Genomic DNA, 16,242 nt, shown 5'->3' with positions numbered 1-16,242 from the left:
CAATCCGCGCCCTCCGGCGGCCTCAGCCCCAGCGGCCGAGCAGCGCCGAGGCATCCCGCGCGAACTCGTCGAGGATCTCGGCGACCGGCCGCACCGCACGCAGCAGGCCGACCCCCTCACCGGCGTCGACCGGCACGAGCCGGTGATCGCCTGCCGAGTTCGCGGCCGTGAACTCGGCGCGGAACCCGTCGAGCGCGTCGCCCGAGCCGCGGAGCTCGTCGACTCGCGTCGCCCACTCCTCGACGAAGGCGTTGCGCACGACCCGCTCGGGGAAGCGGTCCGGCCAAGGCAGTCCGAGTGCGGCATCCGCCGCGCTCGTGTTCACGGTGTCGTCGCCCGTCGCGGCGAGCAGCACCGGTCGCGCGGACTCGGGGGTCAGCGCCTCGGGGCTCGCCATCAGCGCCGTGCCCACCCAGGCGCCGTCGGCACCGGCCGCGAGCACGGCGGCGAGGCTGCGGCCCGAGGAGACACCACCGGCGGCGAGCACCGTCACCCGGCCACCGATCTCCTCGAGCACGGCGTCGAGCAGGCTGAGCGCGCCCATGCGCGGGTCGCCGTGGCCGCCGCCCTCGCTGCCGCGGGCGACGACGACGTCGATGCCCGCGTCGGCCGCGAGCACGGCCTCCGCCGGGGTGTACACCTGCGTCGCCGCGAGCGCGCCGATGGCGTGCACCCGCTCCACCCAGTCGAAGTGCTCGGAGAAGCCGATCGACACGAGGTGGGGGCGCGCCGCCAGGGCGAGCTCGAGCAGCTCGGGGTCGCGGCGGAGCCCCCAGCCGACGAGGCCGACCCCGAAGGGGAGCGCGGATGCCTCGGCATCCTCCCGGCTCGCCGCTTGGAACTCGGCGAGCTGCGCCGAGAGCTTCGCCGCGGATCCCGCGCTGCCCATGCCGATGAGGCCGAGCGCACCGGCCCGCGAGACGGCGTGCGCGAAGCGGCCGCCGGCGACCCCGCCCATCGGGGCCGCGACGATCGGAACGTTCAGCCCGAGCGAGGCGGACCACGGCGTGGCGAGACCGGTCACGGTTGCACCTCCTGTTCGGCCGCCCAGCGCAGGAAGGCGGGGTCGGCGGAGACGATTCTGGACACCTCTTCGCCGCCGTCGCAGCGGCAGAGGCTGACGACGGCGCCGTCGGCATCGAGTTCCCGCAGCGCCCAGGTGCCGCCGAAACCCTCCCAGCGGGCGAGCTCGTCGAGCGGGGCGCTCGCAGACTCCGGCTCGAGGGCCGGCGGCCCGAGCTCCGGCGGCCCGGCTGCGGTGGGGGAGCTGCGCGTCCAGCCGAGTTCCTCGCCGCGGTCGAAGAAGTGCCGGAAGGCGTAGATCAGGGGGCGCCAGGCGCCGGGGTCGATGTGCTGCGTGCCCGGCACGTGCAGCTCGGGCAGCGCGTGCACCCGCACGACCTCGACCTCGACCATCGCGTAGCCGGGGTCGACGCCCGGGGTGATTCGGCGCACCTCGCCCTCGAACTGCAGCGGCGCCTCGCGCACCCGCGGCGGGGCGACGAGCTCGGAGCGCTGCTCGGTGAGACCGGCGAGCTCGAACTTGCGGCGCTCGGTGCGGTAGCGGTGCGCCTTCGCCGTGGGAACCGGGTCGCGTCCGGTGACGGCGGCGAGGCGTTCGACTGCGCGCCACTGGCCCGACGACGGGAAGTTGACGGTGAGCTGCGGGCGCTCGACGAGGTTCGCGTAGGACTGCCCGTCGGTCTCGAGGCCGAGCACGAGCATGCGCCCGAGCGCCCAGTGGCTCGACGCCGGGGCGAGGTTCGCGGTGCCGTCGGGGTTCTGCGTGGCGACGAGGTAGACCGGGGTGCCGACGTACAGCACGCTCGGCTCGATCACGAGGTGGTCGTCGTGTCGCATGGCTGCCTCCCGTCCTGGCGGATGCCCCCACGCTACGCCTGGCGTGCGGCGTATGACGTGGCGCGACGTTCACAGCGGATCCGAGTCCCCGTCATAGCCCGGTCATAGGGTCGGCGCGCAGCCTTGGGGTGTGTCGACGAGCACGATCGCATCGGTTCGGATGCGATGGCGGCGCGACGCGGGTTCCGCGACGACTCCCTCCTGTCGCGGCCCGCGCGCGCCGCGCTCGCCGCATGACGGTGCCGGCCGGGTTGGCCCCGCCACCGCCGGGTGATCGGGTCCCGACGATGCGGCGGGCGGCCCCCGGCGCACCGCCGCCCGGTCCATGGCCCGGCTCACGCCATGGAGTCCGCCTCACTCCATGGAGTCGAGGATCCCCACGAGATGCTCGAACGTCGTCATCGGGTTCACGATCGCGAAGCGGGTGTTCGGCCGGCCGTCGTGCGAGCTCGGCGTGACGAAGGCGCGCTGCTCCTCGAGCAGGCGCGTCGACCAGCGCTCGTAGTCGTCCATCGTCCAGCCCTCGCGCTCGAACACGACGATCGACAGCTCGGGGTCGCGCACGAGCCGCAGCCCCGGCCGCGAGCGGATCTCCTCGGCGATGCGCTGGGCGAGCTCGAGCGAGTTCGTGATGGCGGCTCGATAGGCCGCCGCGCCGTAGCTCGCGAGCGAGAACCAGAACGGCAGCCCGCGCGGCCGCCGGGTGAGCTGCACGGCGTAGTCGGAGGGGCTCCACTCGGGCTTGCCGGTCAGCGTGTCGAGGTACTCGGCGTGCTGCGTGTGCGCCCGGCGGCCGATCTCGGGATCGCGGTAGATGAGGGCGCAGGCGTCGAAGGGCGCGAAGAGCCACTTGTGCGGGTCGACGATGACCGAGTCGGCGCGCTCCACGCCGCGGTACCGCGGGCGGGCGAGGGGGGAGAGCATGCCGGTCAGGCCGTAGGCGCCGTCGATGTGCAGCCAGAATTCGTACTCGTCCTTGAGGGCGGCGATCGAGGCGACGTCGTCGACGATGCCGAAGTTCGTGGAGCCGGTCGTGGCGATGACCGCGAAGACGTCGTCGCCGTGCTCCTCGAGCGCGGCGCGCACGGCATCGCCGCGAAGTCGTCCGTCGGGGCCCGCAGGCACCAGCACGAGCTCGACGTCCATGACCTTCGCGGCGGACTTGTTCGAGGAGTGCGCCTCGGTGCTGCAGACGAGCTTCCAGCGGGTGGGCGCGGGCAGCCCCGCCGCGGCACGTCGGTCGCGGGCCGCCTCGCGGGCGGCGACGAGCGCGGAGAGGTTGCCGATCGTGCCGCCCTGCACGAAGACGCCGCCGGCGCCGGCGGGCAGGCCGAACTCCCCGGCGAGCCAGGTGAGCACCTCGTTCTCGGCGTGCACCGCCCCGGAGCCCTCCATCCAGCTGCCGCCGTACAGGCTCGACGCCGAGACGACGAGGTCGAAGGCCATCGCGGCCTTCGTCGGCGCGGCCGGGATGAAGGACAGGTACTGCGGATGGTCGATCGTGATGCAGGCCGGGGCGAGCACGTGCTCGAACACCGAGAGGGCGCGCGTCGCACCGATGCCCTGTTCGTCGATGGTGCGACCGGCGAGGCGGCTGAGCTCGGTCTCGGTCTCGGGCTTGTCGAGCGGGGTGTCGGTCGAGAGCAGACGGCGGCGCGAGTAGTCCAAGACGAGGTCGACGATGGCCTGGGTCTCGGCGGTGACGGCGTGCATCCGCGTGGGGTCGACGGCCGGCGCCGGGAGCGTGGCGTCGGCGTCGGCGTCGGCGGTGGTGCTGGTGGGGGAGTCGGCTGCGGTGCCCATGTCTGTCCTCTCGACGGCATCGGCAAGTCTGATCCGTCGCACGGCATCACGCAACTTCTACGCATGAATCCGGACGCTGGCGCAAGGGAATGTCTCGAATTCATCCCATTCGACAGATAATTGCGCTTCAGTGCGCGTTCGATGGTGGGTTTCCGCGCTGTCTTCGCCTCGAGCGCGGCGGTGCGTGTCCGTGCGCCCGAGCTGTGACGACCGCGGCTGCGCCGCCGAGGAACGCCCCGACGACGGTGCCGGCGAGGACGCGGATCGCGGCGTCGAACACGGCGGCGCCGTCTGGGCCGCGTGCGAGGGAGGCGGCGACCGTGATCGACGGCAGGGCAACTGCGGCCAGGACGATGACCAGCTCCGCGAGAACGATTGCGAGCAGATCTGATCCGCGCACTCCGAGGTGTCGGGCGGAGGCGAGGGCATGCCTGCGGGAGCGCACGGCGATCGTCAGCGCGAGGGCGGAAGCGAGGAGCGCGGCGAGCGGTGCGAACCGGGTGACGCGGGTGAGGTGTCGCTCGTCTCCGTGGAACTCACGGCCGAGGGTGTCGTTGACGGCCGAAAGCGCGGGAGGCGAAGCCGGGTCGATCCGATCGGGAATCGTCGAGGAGCGGAGGAGCGCGGTGAGCTGTTCGGACTCCGGCCAGCTCGTGGCCCAGCATTCGTCGAACGCCCCCCGATCGAGACTCGGAATCGCCACGGCGTAGCCGAGTCCCGGTCGGCGGCCGTCATCCGGCCAGTCGTACACCCCGGCGATGGCGAGTCGTTCACCGGTGGCCAGCGGGAGCTCGTCTCCGGCCGACAACCGGAGCCGCTCCGCGACGGCGCGGGAGATCAGCGCACCGGCGTTCCGTACGTCGGCGTGCGCCGCCCCGATGAGTGCGGGGAACGCCGGCGTCGTCTCGAACGTCGGGATGGTCGATCCCGGCAGGGCAGCCGGCTGGATGGCCTCATCGCTCGTTCGCAGCGCACCGGCCGCCACCACGCCGGCAGTGGAGCCGAGCGCGTCGCAGCTCTTCGCGTCGATCGCGCCTGCAGCCCGGATCGTCGCGATCGCCGCACCGGAGAGGCGGTACGTGATCGCTTCGTCGATGACGGCGCGGGTGGCTGCGGCTTCCGCGACGAGAAGCGGGAGGGTGATGCAGAGGAGCGCCCCCCAGATCAGCACAGCTCGCCCGGCACCGGAGATCGTATTGCGCCAGGCCTCCGTGAGCACGGAGTGCAGTCGCATCGAAGTCGCGCTCATTCGGACGGAATGCTGTGGTCGAGCGCCAGCTCGCGGGAGCAGCTCGCTCGTGTCGCCGGGCTGTGGGTTGCGACGACGACCAGCAGCTCGGCCGCTGCGAGCATGCCGAGCACGGCATCGACTTCGGCGGCCGTTCGATGATCGAGCTGCGCCGTCGGCTCATCGACGACGAGTACATCGGGCGCGGCAGCGAGCCCCTGGGCCAGCATGAGTCGCTGCGCCTGCCCGCCGGACAGCGTTTCGAATGGCTGCGAGGAGGCGTCGCTCAGACCGAGCTGATCGAGGAACTCGCCTGCCCGTCGTTCCGCCTCACTGCGTCGCGCGCCAGTCGCGAGGATCGGGAGGGCCACGTGGTCGAGGGCGGAACGCCCGGCCACGCCGCGCGGTTGCTGGGCGACCCAGCACACTCGGCAGTCCTCGCCCCGCTGGACCGCGCCCGCCGACGGGGCGAGGTAGCCGGCGAGGATGGCGAGCAGGGTGCTCTTGCCCGACCCGGAGCGACCGGTGACGGCGACCATCTCGCCGCGCGCGAACGGGGTCGTGATCGGTTGGAACAGTTCGTGGCCTCCGTTGAACGCATGCGTCACGCGGTCGAGCCGGATCAGCACGCTCGATCTCCGCGCGGGGCGATCTGCACCGAGGCGGGCAGTCGACCGTCGATGGGCGTGATGAACGCTTCGCCGAGCTGCGAAGCGATGGTCCGCACGCGGAGCGGTCGCCCCTCGGTGATCACGCAGCCTTCGCCGGCCCCCAGATCGTAGAGTGCTCCCGGCGGGATCGCCCCGACGGTGACGGGCTCACGCAGTACCAGCGGCACGGTCACCGTTCCGGCCACCTCGCCGGGGTCATCCGCTCGTCCTCGGGCGGCCACCTCCAGGGCCGCGACCGCGTTCACGTCCACGATGCGACCGTCGGGGGCGAGGGCGAAGCTCGTCCCGTCCACGACGATCGCGCGGTCGCCCGGCAGCAAATCGCTCGGATACTCTGCGATCGTCGCCGATCCGGATCGCCCCGGTGCGCTGAAGAGCGTCGATCCGACCTCGATCGGCGCGCCGAGCACGGCCCCGCAGGCGCCGATCGCGACTGATGGCGCCGGGGACCAGAGCAGGTCGGATGCTCGGATCTGCCGTGCCCCGGTGTCGACCCCGGTCCGCAGGACCTCCAGAGCGGCGATCGATGCCGCTCCGAGCGAGCCGTCGACGACGATCGGGAACCCGAGCCGGTGCAGTTCCTGCTGCAGTGCTCGCACGTCGGGCCCCTCGTCCCCCGGCTCGAGATCGCGCCAGGGCGGAGTGGCGGTGGCGACGACCAGGAGGGGCCGGCCGTCGATGGCGATCGGCACCGATCCCGAATCGAGGGTGCTTCCGCGTTCGCAGTCGAGCATGGTCACGACCCCGGCTGTCGCGCTGAGGACGGCGAGGTCATCAGCCGGCTCGACCGAGACCGCGACCGCGCGCTCGTCGAAGAACTCGCGAGTGGTCACTGCCGTTTCGCCCAAGGGCTCCGCGCTGGCGAGGGCGGCGGGACCCTCGGCGGGCAGAGCGAGGAAGACTGCGCCTGCTCCGACGCACGCCGCCACCGTCGCGATGACGGCGATCGCGGGCCAGCTGGGCCGCGGGCTCATTCGACGTACGCGGTTGTCGGCTCGGCGTTGCAGCGCGCGAACTCCGGTGCGCCCGGCGTCAGTGGCGTGCTGCCGAGCGAGTCGACGTACTCGCTCCGGGTGACGTCGGGGTCGAGGACCCCCGCGCGCACTAGGCAGGTGATCATGAGCTCGGCTTCGTCGATGCCGGCAGGATTGCGTGCCATGACCCAGTACTGGCCGGACGTGCGATTGAACGACGCCTCGCACGCGTGCAACGCAGGCGGGCCGTCATCGGTGAACGGGCCGTCGATCGTGTAGCCCCCGCCCGGTTGAAGCTCGCTGACTTCGAACCCGGCGCGGGCCGTGCACGACCGGAACGCATCTTCTGTGGCGGCGAGCTCCTCGTCCGAGATCCGACCGTCTTCGAGGATCAGACGTTCCAGATCCGTCGTGGCGCTCTCGCGCAGTTCACGGATCTCATCGTCCCAGCCGGGTGTCTCGTCGGGACTCGTCAGGGTCGGATTCGACACGGCGCAGCCGGCGAGCAGGAGCGCCGCGGCCGCGGTCGCCACGATTCGGAGGGCGTTCACGATACCTGGGTGCCCGAGGCCTTCCAGTCCACGTAGCTGATCACCATGCTCTGCATCGTTCTCCTTCGAATCATGGTGGTATCCCGCATCCGTGCTCCACCTTACACGAGCCGTCCTTCCCTTGAATTGCCGGCTCCACGGCCCGCAGGCTGGCATTCCGTATGCGAGCCCAGCTCGTCGTCGGCGGGATGGCGCACACTGGACTGGTGACCCCGGACGCGCGACTCGACTGGCGGGCGCCTCATCCGAGCGAGCTGCATCAGACGGTCGGTTCGCTCCGCCGGGGCCCCGGCGACCCCGCGTACCTGACCGCGCCCGATCGTTCGGTCTGGCGCGCGACCCGCATGGCCGAGGGGCCGGCGACGATGCGGCTCTCGCAGCGCGGCGTCGACGAGTTCCGCTGCGAGGCGTGGGGGCCGGGGGCTGCGGCCGCGGTGGCCTCGGCGCCCGAGCTGCTCGGGGCGCGTGACGACACCGCGGGGTTCGAGCCCGGGCTTCCCGAGCTCGTCGAGGCGCACCGGCGCAATCCGGGGCTGCGGGTGCCGCGCAGCGGCCGGGTGCTCGAGGCGCTCGTGCCCGCCATCCTCGAGCAGAAGGTGATCACGCTGCAGGCGCACGACTCGTGGCGGGTGCTGCTGCGTCGGTTCGGCGAGGCGGCGCCCGGCCCGACGCCGCGGCCGATGCTGGTGCCGCCGGGCGCCGAGGGGTGGCGCATGATCCCGAGCTGGGAGTGGCACCGGGCCGGCGTCGACCCGCAGCGCTCCCGGGCGGTCGTGCGGGTCGCGGCGCTCGCCGAGCGCGTCGAGGAGGCGGCCGCCATGATCCCGGCCGATGCCCTCGCCCGGCTCACCGCGCTGCCGGGCGTCGGCCCGTGGACGGCGGCCGAGGTGGCCCAGCGCGCCCTCGGCGACGCCGATGCGGTCTCGGTCGGCGACTACCATCTCGCGAATTTCGTCGGCCACGCGCTCGAGGGGCGCGACATGAGCGACGAGCAGATGCTCGTCGCCCTGGCTCCGTGGGCCGGCCAGCGCTACCGGGTCATCCGCCTGCTCGGCCTCGCCGGGCACCGTGGGCGGCCGCGGCGCGGACCGCGGATGCCCTTCGTCGACCACCGCGCCCGCTGAGCGCGGAACCCAGGGTGGCCGGTCGGGGTCAGCCCACCTGTCCGGCCGTGCGCTCTTCGTCCGCCTGCCACTCGACGAGCGGCTGCAGCAGTTCCATGAGTTGCAGCGCGCGCGAGCTCGGGGTGTACCGGATCGTCACGGGCGTCGTGGCTCTGACGTGCCGTTCGAGCAGACCGTCCGCTTCGAGCTCCCGCAGCCTGGCGGCCAGCACGCGGTCGGAGATGCCGGTGACCGTGTCGCGGTACTCCGAGAAGCGGCGGGCGCCGCGCACCCCGGCGAGCAGGATGGCCGCGTTCCACTTGCGCCCGGCGAACTCGATCGCGCTCGTGAAGCGTCGGCAGGCCTCGTCGTCGATGTGGCCGAGCTCGTGCAGCCTGGCCGAGCGGCGGGCGTCGAGCTCGTCGCCCTGCGTCTCGGAGTCCGGGGAATACGCCATGGACCGCGCTCCGTTCCACTCGGGTGAAGGCACTTCCTTCGAGTAAGCAGCTTACCGCTGCATGCGCGGCCCACGGCATCCCGAGCATGATGGACGCGACCGCCCCGGAACGGAGCATGGAATGCACTACGGACGCCCTCTGCAGTTCGGCACCTTCGTCACGCCCGTGAACGACCCGCCCCAGCGCGCGGTGCAGCTCACCGAGCTGAGCGAGCAGCTCGGCTACGACCTCGTGACCTTCCAGGACCACCCGTACCAGCCCGCCTTCCATGACACGTGGACGCTGCTGAGCTGGGCCGCCGCGCGCACGAGCCGCATCCACCTCGCCGGCAACGTGCTGAACCTGCCGCTGCAGCGCGAGCCCGCCGTGCTCGCCCGCGCCGCCGCGAGCCTCGACCTGCTGAGCGACGGGCGCTTCGAGCTCGGTCTTGGCGCCGGGGGCTTCTGGGACGCCATCGAGGCGATCGGCGGACGCCGGCTCACGCCGGGCCAGGCGGTCGACGCGCTCGACGAGGCGATCCGCATCATCCGCGGCACCTGGGACGTCTCCGAGCGGGGGCGCTTCGCCGTCGAGGGCGACTACTACCGGGTCGACGGCGCCAAGCGCGGACCCGCTCCCGCCCACGACATCCCCATCTGGATCGGGGCGCTGAAGCCGCGCATGCTCCGCCTCATCGGCCGCGCGGGCGACGGCTGGCTGCCCTCGCTCGCGTACCTGCAGCCCGGCGACTACGCCGAATCGGCGGCGCGCATCGACGAGGCCGCGACGAAGGCGGGCCGCAATCCCGCCGAGATCCGCCGGCTGCTCAACGTCGCCGGACGCTTCACGGCCGGCCGCGGCGGCGACGTCCGCGCCCGCGGCGGCATGGTCGAGGGCGCACCGGCCGACTGGGTCGAGCAGCTGCTGCCCTTCGTCGTCGAGGACGGCGCCGACACCTTCATCCTCGCCGGCGACGACCCGGCGAGCATGCAGCGCTTCATCGAGGAGGTCGCCCCCGCGCTGCGGGAGGCGGTCGAGCGGGAGCTCGGCGCGGATGCCTCCGCCGGCGCCATCCGCGGCACCGCGGCGCTCGCGAAGCGACGCCCCGGCATCGACTACGACGGGCTGCCCGCCGGGCTCGCCGCCACGGCCATCGAGCCCGGCGACGCGAAGTTCTCCCGGGTGCGTTCGACGTACCTCCGCGGCGGCGACCCTGGCCTCGTGCTCCAGCCCGCGACGCGCGAGGAGGTCGTCGAGGCGGTCGCCGTCGCGCGCGCCCACCGCGACGTGCCGCTCAGCGTCCGCAGCGCCGGGCACGGCATCAGCGGGCGCTCGACGAACGACGGGGGCCTCGTCATCGACCTGTCCAGGATGCGTCGCATCGAGGTGCTGGACGAGGCATCCCGGCTCGTCCGCATCGAACCTGGTGCGCGCTGGGTCGACGTCGCGGCCGCCCTCGAGCCGCATGGCTGGGCGCTCAGCTCCGGCGACTCCGGCGGCGTCGGCGTCGGCGGGCTCGCGACGGCCGGCGGCATCGGCTGGCTGGTGCGCGAGCACGGCCTGACCATCGACCACCTCCGGGCGGCGGAGCTCGTGCTCGCCGACGGGCGCACCGTGCGCGTGAGCGCAGAGGGGCACCCGGACGTGTTCTGGGCCGTCCGCGGCGCCGGTGCGAACGTCGGCATCGTGACCGCCTTCGAGTTCGAGGTCGACGAGGTCGGCGTGCTCGCGTTCGGGCAGCTCACCTTCGACGCGAGCGACACCGCCGCGTTCCTGCTCGCCTGGAGCGACTGGGTCGTCGACGCCCCGCGCGACCTCACGAGCTTCCTCATCGTGCAGCCCGGCAGCGCCAGCCGGCCGCCGCTCGCGCACGTGCTCGTGGTGGTCGACTCGGACGACGCCGACACCGTGCTCGAGCGCTTGAATCCGCTCGCCGACGCGGCGCAGCTCGTCGCGCAGGACGTGCGCTTCACGACGTACCGCGGCATCGTGTCGAACGCGAGCGACGCGAGTCACAGCGCCGAGGGGGAGCCGCTGTCCCGCACGGGCCTGATCGGCCGGTTCACGCCGGAGTTCGCGCGGGATGCGACGCGCTTCCTCGAGAGCGGCGCGAGCTACTTCTTCCAGGTGCGCGCGGCCGGCGGCGCCGTGCACGACGTGCCCGCCGACGCCACCGCGTACGCGCACCGCGACGCGGAGTTCTCGGTCGTCGCGTTCGGCACGCCGAACCGCCGCACGAGCGAGCGCTGGGACGAGCTGCTCGAGCCGCACATGACCGGTGCGTACCTGAGCTTCGAGTCCGAGCTCGGGCCGGAGCGCCTGGCCGCCGCCTTCCCGCCCGCGACCCTCGAGCGGCTGCGCCGCATCAAGGCGGAGGTCGACCCGGACAACCTCTTCCGCGACAATGCGAATGTGACCCCGGCGGGCTGAGTCCGGCCGCCAGCGCCGGGTCCGGAAGGGATCCCCCATGGCCTGGCTCTTCCTCTCGCTCGCGATCGCCTTCGAGGTCGCCGCGACGAGCTTCATCGGCAAGACCGAGGGCTTCACCAAGCTGTGGTGGACCGTCGGCGTGCTCGCCGGGTACGGGGTGTCGTTCCTGATGCTCGCGCAGGCTGTGCGGGAGCTCGAGATCGGCATCGTCTACGCGATCTGGTCGGGCGTCGGCACGGCGGCGATCGTCGCCATCGGGGTGCTGTTCCTCGGCGAGAGCCTGACGGTGCCGAAGCTCATCGGCATCGGGCTGATCATCGCCGGGGTGATCGTGCTGAACGTCTTCGCCGGCCAGTCCGCCGCGCACGGCTGAGCGGGACCGCCGCCGCGCACGCCGGGGCGCGGGGCCGGGGCGCGGGGCGCTTGCGGCATCCACGTCTCGTGATTAGACTGACTGGTCAGTACAAAGACGTGCGAACCATCCCACCGCACGAATCGAAGGAACGCACGTGCCGACCATCGCCAGGGCGAACCGCCTCGCCCTCGAATCGAAGCGCGGACCCGTCTACGGGCCGCTCGACCTCAGCATCCAGGACGGCCTGACCGTGCTGCACGCGCCCTCGGGCAGCGGCCGCACCAGCCTCCTGCTCACCCTCGCCGGGCGCATGAAGCCCTCGGCCGGCACGCTCGAAACCCTCGGCCGGGAACTGCCGCGCGGCGCGCGCCGCGTGCAGCGCGAGTCCGGCATCGCAGGCTTCGCGGGCATCGACGAGCTCGAGGAGTCCGTCACCGTCGGCGCCGCCGTCCGCGAACGCGCCGCCTGGATCTCGCCGTGGTGGGCGTTCGTGCGCCGCCCCGACGAGGCGGCGCTGCGCGGCATCCTGGGTCCCGTCTTCGGCGAGAGCCCGATGCCCGCGCCCGACACGGTCATCTGGGAACTCGACGAGGCGCAGACCGCGCTGCTGCGCATCGCCCTCGCCATGATGAGCGAGCCGCGCCTGCTCTGCTTCGACGGCCTCGACGAGCTCGCCTCGCCCGCCGCCCGCCTCGCCGAGTGGCGCAGCCTCGACGCGATCGCACGCTCCGGCACCGCGGTCGTGGTCTCGGCCGCCGCACCCGACCCCCGCCTCTGGGCCGAGCTCGGCATCGCGCCCGCCGCCCATTCCATCCTCCCGACGGCCGAACGGGCCGCCTCGGCGCCGAACGGCGCCGACGACGGCGCCGAGGGCCTCGACCTCCTCCTGGAGCACGCCTGATGTTCGCCTTCCTCTCACCCGGCACCGAGCTGCGCCGTTTCCGCACGGGCACGCTGCCGAAGATCGCCATCGCGGTCCTGCTGTTCATCCCGCTCATCTACGGCGCCCTCTACCTCTGGGCGTTCTGGGCGCCCACCGACGAGCTGAAGAACCTGCCCGTCGCCCTCGTGAACGAGGACGCGGGCGCCCGCCTCGACGGCGATCGCATCGCCGCCGGTGACGACCTCGTCGAGGAGCTCACCGACGGCGGCCAGCTGGACTGGCAGGTCACGGACGCGGCGGATGCCTCGAGCGGCGTCGCCGCAGGCGACTACTACTTCGCCGTCACCATCCCGCGCGACTTCTCCGAGCGGGCCGTCTCCGTCGGCACCGACGAGCCGCGCCCCGCGAGCGTCGAGGTCGACTACAACGACGCGAACAACTTCCTCGCCTCCACCCTCGGCAAGCAGGCCATGGTGCAGCTGAAGGACGCCGTCGCCGAGCAGGTCTCCAAGCGCACCGCCGACACCCTGCTCGTCGGCATCAACGACGCCGGCGACGGCATCCGTCGGGCCGCCGACGGGGCCGATCAGCTCGCCGACGGGGTCGCCACCGCGAAGAGCGGAGCCGGCGCGCTCGTCGTCGGCATCGGGGAGCTCGCCGACGGCGCGGGCCAGCTCGACGCGGGGGCGATCCGCCTGGCAGACGGCTCGGGCACGCTCGCCGACGGGCTCGCCCAGCTGCGCGACGGCGCGGGCGAACTCGCGGGCGGCGCCGCCCGGCTCGCCGACGGCTCGGCGCTGCTCGCCGGCAAGGTCGGCGACGCGGCATCCGGGTCCCAGGCGCTCGCCGCGGGGGCGCACGCGCTCGCCGACGGCGCCGGCGCCCTCAGCGACGGCACCGCCGCGCTCGCGGGCGGAACCGGCACGTTGTCCGGAGGGATCGACGAGCTGCTCGCCGCGATGCAGGCGCACCCGGAGGTGCCCGCGGCCGCCTACCTCGACAGTGTGCAGCAGCTCGCCGACGGCGCCGGGGAACTGAACAGTCAGGCGCAGGCGGCGCTGCCCGGCGCCCAGGAGTATGCGGCCAAGAGCGCCGGCTTCGCCGGCAAGACCGACGAGCTGGCCGCCGCGCTCGCCGCCGGACAGCCCGGGGCGCAGCAGCTCGCCGCCGGCGCCGCGCAGCTCCGCGACGGCACCGCCGAGCTCGCGGCGAAGTCGGGCGACGCGGCATCCGGCGCCCGCACCCTCGCCGACGGCGCGGCCACCCTCGCGGGCGGCACCGACTCGCTCGTCAGCGGCACGGGGGAGCTCGCCGCGGGCGGCACGAAGCTCGCCGACGGCGCGGGAACGCTCGCCGACGGCAGCCGCACCCTCGCCGACGAGCTCGGCTCCGGGGCGGAGGCGGCGCCGCAGCTCAGCCGCGCCGACCTCGAGGCGAAGTCCGAGGTGATGTCCGCCCCGGTTTCGCTCGACGAGCGCTGGCAGCACGAATCCAAGAGCTTCGGCGAGGGCTTCGCGCCGTTCTTCATCGCGCTCGCGACCTTCGTCGGCGGGCTCATCACCTGGCTCATCCTGCGAGCGCTGCCGAGTCGTGCGCTCGCCGCCGGCGCCAGCGGGCTCCGCGCGGTGATGACCGGCTTCCTGCCGGCCATGGCGATCGGCCTCGGCCAGGTCGTGATCATGGTGCTGGTGCTCGTCTACGGCATCGGGCTCGAGCCGCAGTACTGGCTCGGCACGGCGGCGTTCATCTACCTCGTGACGCTCGCGTTCCTCGCCCTGCAGCAGATGTTCATCGTCGTGCTCGGCAGCGCCGCGGGCCGGGTGGTGAGCCTCGTGCTGCTCATGCTGCAGCTCAGCAGCTCGGGCGGCACGTACCCGGTGGAGACGACGCCCGCGTTCTTCCAGGCGCTGCATCCGTTCATGCCCGCCACGTACGTCGTGAACGGCCTGCGCGAGCTCATCACGGGCGGGGTCGACTCTAGACTGTGGCTCTCGGTGCTCGTCATGGCCGGCATCCTCGTCGGATCGCTCGCGATCAGCGCCTGGAGCGCCGGCAAGCAGCGGGTGTGGAGCATCGGCCGGCTGCACCCCGAGCTCGTGATCTGAGCCGCCGCCCGCCGCCCGCCGCCGACCGCCGCCCGCCGATCAGGAGATGACCGTGGCCCGCACCAGCACGACGAAGCGCCAGATCCTCGACGCCGCGCTCGAGCTGGCGGCCACGAAGGGCATCACCGGCACGACGATGGACGAGGTCGCCGAGCGCGCCGGCGTCGCCAAGGGCAGTCTGTACTACAACTTCAGCTCCAAGGACCTGCTCTTCGAGGCCCTGCTGAAGGAACGGGTCGGCGCGCTCGCCGAGTCGCTGCGGCGGGCGAAGGGCGAGCGCCGCGGGCAGGAGGCCATCGAGGCCCTCGTCGCGGAGCTGCTCGACGTGATCGCGGCGAACTCGGCGCTCGCGAAGCTCATGGCGGCGGAGATCTTCCGCACCGACCGGGTCTGGCAGGAGACGCTGTTCGCGCTGCGGCACGAGGCGCTCGCGGTGTTCGCCGAGGCGATCGCCGAGGCATCCGGTCCCGCCGGTGCGGGGAATGCGGATGCCTCGGCCGCTGCGGCGGGCCTGCGCGCCTCGGCCGTGTTCGGCGCGGTGCTGATGGCGGGACTCGAGTGGCTCGTCTTCGAGCCGGAGCGCGACCGCGCCGAGGTGGCCGCCGCCATCCTCGCCACCCTCCGCCCCGCCTAGACCGGCCGCGAGGAGCGCCGGGCCCGCCCCACCCACTCGCACCCACCCCTGCTGTGCGGTCACTATTTGCGGGTCGCGAGTCGCCGCCACCCGCAAATAGTGACGACACAGAGGTGCGCCTGCCCCTCCGCCCGCACCCAGCCCTGCTGTGCGGTCACTATCTGCGGGTCGCGGGTCGCCGCCACCCGCAAATAGTGACCGCTCGGCGGGGAGAGACGGCGGTGCGGGGCCGGCGAAACGGGCACGGCGGGCGCGGCGCCGCGCGCTACGCCGGCCGCGAGGAGCGCCGCGCGATCGCGACGAGCTCGGCGGCGGCGTCGCTCGGCCGGGCGTTGGCGCGGCGCACGGCGCGCAGCCGCCTGCGGAGTTCGAGCCCGTCGACCGGCACCTCGACGAGGTCCCCACGGGTGATCCAACCGGCGACGGCGAGTTCGCTCAGCACGGCGGGTCCCGCCCCGGCCGCGGCGCTCACCCGGACGGCGGCGTTGCTGCCGAGCTCGAGGCTCGGCGCGGCGAGCTCGTGCTCCGGGATGCCGAGCCGCTCCAGCGCCGCCGCGAGCGTCGCGCGGGTGCCCGAGCCGCCCTCGCGCACGACGAGCGGGGTCGCGGCCAGCTCGGCGGGGGTGAGCAGGCGCCGCCGCGCCCACGGATGGTCCGGCGCGACCACCACCGCGAGGCGATCGTCGGCGACGGTGACGCTGCGGAGGCCGGTGGGCACGCGGGGCGTCTCGACGAAGCCCAGCTCGCACGACCCCGAGGCGACGAGGGCGAAGACCTCGGCCGAGTTCGCGACCCGCAGCTGCACCTCGAGCTCGGGCCGCGCCCGCCGCAGCCGGGCGAGCCAGGCGGGCGCGAGGTATTCGGCGACCGTGAGGCTCGCCGCGACGTCGAGGTGGGCGTCGCGGTCGGCGCGGAGCGCGGCGCTGGCCGTCATCAGCTCGCGGGCGTCGTCGAGCACGCGGCGGGCCCAGTCGGCGACGGCGGCGCCGGCCGGGGTGAGGCGCGAGCCGCGCGGATGCCTCGTCACGAGGTCGAGCCCGAGCTCCGCCTCGAGCCTGGCGATGGCGCGGCTCGCGTTCGGCTGGGCCATCCCGACCGCGCGCGCCGCTGCGCCCAGGCCGCCGTACTCGGCCACGGCGACGAGCAGTTCGAGCACGGCCAGGTCGGGCCAGCGCTGCTGGGGCGTCGAGGACATATCACGATGATAT

The 16,242-nt window shown here is 73.4% G+C and carries 15 protein-coding genes; 6 read left to right on the top strand and 9 right to left on the bottom strand.

Annotated elements, in window-relative coordinates:
- Positions 1-22: 22 nt before the first annotated feature.
- The 7 genes from MTP13_RS04255 to MTP13_RS04225 form a co-directional block, all read right to left on the bottom strand.
- Positions 23-1,024: an NAD(P)H-dependent flavin oxidoreductase gene (locus MTP13_RS04255; RefSeq protein ID WP_243569861.1), complete on the bottom strand. Its 1,002-nt coding sequence runs from the start codon at positions 1,022-1,024 to the stop codon at positions 23-25.
- A complete protein-coding gene (locus MTP13_RS04250; RefSeq protein WP_243569859.1) occupies positions 1,021-1,860 on the bottom strand; it encodes a flavin reductase family protein in 840 nt (279 codons plus the stop codon). Before MTP13_RS04250 ends, MTP13_RS04255 begins: the two co-directional genes overlap by 4 nt.
- Before the next feature lie 354 nt (positions 1,861-2,214).
- Positions 2,215-3,573, bottom strand: coding sequence for a pyridoxal phosphate-dependent decarboxylase family protein (locus tag MTP13_RS04245; protein WP_243570917.1), 1,359 nt, complete (start codon positions 3,571-3,573; stop codon positions 2,215-2,217).
- 217 nt (positions 3,574-3,790) lie between these two features.
- A complete protein-coding gene (locus MTP13_RS04240; RefSeq protein WP_243569858.1) occupies positions 3,791-4,912 on the bottom strand; it encodes a hypothetical protein in 1,122 nt (373 codons plus the stop codon).
- Positions 4,909-5,520 carry an ATP-binding cassette domain-containing protein gene (locus tag MTP13_RS04235; RefSeq protein ID WP_243569857.1) on the bottom strand — a complete coding sequence of 204 codons (612 nt, stop codon included), beginning with the start codon at positions 5,518-5,520 and terminating at the stop codon, positions 4,909-4,911. The genes MTP13_RS04240 and MTP13_RS04235 overlap by 4 nt, the downstream gene beginning before the upstream one ends.
- On the bottom strand, positions 5,514-6,395 hold the full coding sequence (locus MTP13_RS04230) for a peptidoglycan-binding domain-containing protein (protein ID WP_243569855.1): 882 nt from the start codon (positions 6,393-6,395) through the stop codon (positions 5,514-5,516). Before MTP13_RS04230 ends, MTP13_RS04235 begins: the two co-directional genes overlap by 7 nt.
- Positions 6,396-6,532: 137 nt before the next feature.
- Entirely contained in the window at positions 6,533-7,069 is a 537-nt protein-coding gene (locus MTP13_RS04225) for a hypothetical protein (protein ID WP_243569853.1), read from the bottom strand.
- A 224-nt stretch (positions 7,070-7,293) separates the two neighbouring features.
- Here MTP13_RS04225 and MTP13_RS04220 point away from each other — a divergent pair, with 224 nt between their 5' ends.
- On the top strand, positions 7,294-8,211 hold the full coding sequence (locus tag MTP13_RS04220) for a DNA-3-methyladenine glycosylase family protein (RefSeq protein WP_243569851.1): 918 nt from the start codon (positions 7,294-7,296) through the stop codon (positions 8,209-8,211).
- A 28-nt stretch (positions 8,212-8,239) separates the two neighbouring features.
- Here the strand turns inward: MTP13_RS04220 and MTP13_RS04215 are convergent, their stop codons facing one another.
- Entirely contained in the window at positions 8,240-8,647 is a 408-nt protein-coding gene (locus MTP13_RS04215) for a winged helix-turn-helix transcriptional regulator (RefSeq protein WP_243569849.1), read from the bottom strand.
- Positions 8,648-8,768: 121 nt separating this feature from the next.
- Between MTP13_RS04215 and MTP13_RS04210 the strand changes: the two genes are divergently transcribed.
- The 5 genes from MTP13_RS04210 to MTP13_RS04190 all read left to right on the top strand — a co-directional run bounded on the left by MTP13_RS04210 (position 8,769) and on the right by MTP13_RS04190 (position 15,034).
- Positions 8,769-11,057 (top strand): LLM class flavin-dependent oxidoreductase, encoded by a 2,289-nt coding sequence (locus tag MTP13_RS04210; RefSeq protein ID WP_243569847.1) that lies wholly within the window; start codon positions 8,769-8,771, stop codon positions 11,055-11,057.
- A gap of 37 nt (positions 11,058-11,094) precedes the next feature.
- Positions 11,095-11,430 carry a DMT family transporter gene (locus MTP13_RS04205; RefSeq protein ID WP_243569846.1) on the top strand — a complete coding sequence of 112 codons (336 nt, stop codon included), beginning with the start codon at positions 11,095-11,097 and terminating at the stop codon, positions 11,428-11,430.
- Positions 11,431-11,566: 136 nt separating this feature from the next.
- Positions 11,567-12,313 carry an ATP-binding cassette domain-containing protein gene (locus tag MTP13_RS04200; protein ID WP_243569845.1) on the top strand — a complete coding sequence of 249 codons (747 nt, stop codon included), beginning with the start codon at positions 11,567-11,569 and terminating at the stop codon, positions 12,311-12,313.
- Positions 12,313-14,400 carry a YhgE/Pip domain-containing protein gene (locus MTP13_RS04195; RefSeq protein ID WP_243569844.1) on the top strand — a complete coding sequence of 696 codons (2,088 nt, stop codon included), beginning with the start codon at positions 12,313-12,315 and terminating at the stop codon, positions 14,398-14,400. Before MTP13_RS04200 ends, MTP13_RS04195 begins: the two co-directional genes overlap by 1 nt.
- Positions 14,401-14,452: 52 nt before the next feature.
- On the top strand, positions 14,453-15,034 hold the full coding sequence (locus tag MTP13_RS04190) for a TetR/AcrR family transcriptional regulator (protein ID WP_243569843.1): 582 nt from the start codon (positions 14,453-14,455) through the stop codon (positions 15,032-15,034).
- Between the two features lie 265 nt (positions 15,035-15,299).
- Here the strand turns inward: MTP13_RS04190 and MTP13_RS04185 are convergent, their stop codons facing one another.
- On the bottom strand, positions 15,300-16,229 hold the full coding sequence (locus MTP13_RS04185) for a LysR family transcriptional regulator (protein ID WP_243569842.1): 930 nt from the start codon (positions 16,227-16,229) through the stop codon (positions 15,300-15,302).
- Positions 16,230-16,242 lie beyond the last annotated feature (13 nt).

It is taken from the genome of Agromyces soli (assembly GCF_022811605.1).
In the GTDB taxonomy this organism is placed as follows: Bacteria; Actinomycetota; Actinomycetes; order Actinomycetales; family Microbacteriaceae; genus Agromyces; species Agromyces soli.
Note: the sequence above shows the minus strand (reverse complement) of the source record. Positions and strands in the feature narration are given on the sequence as shown.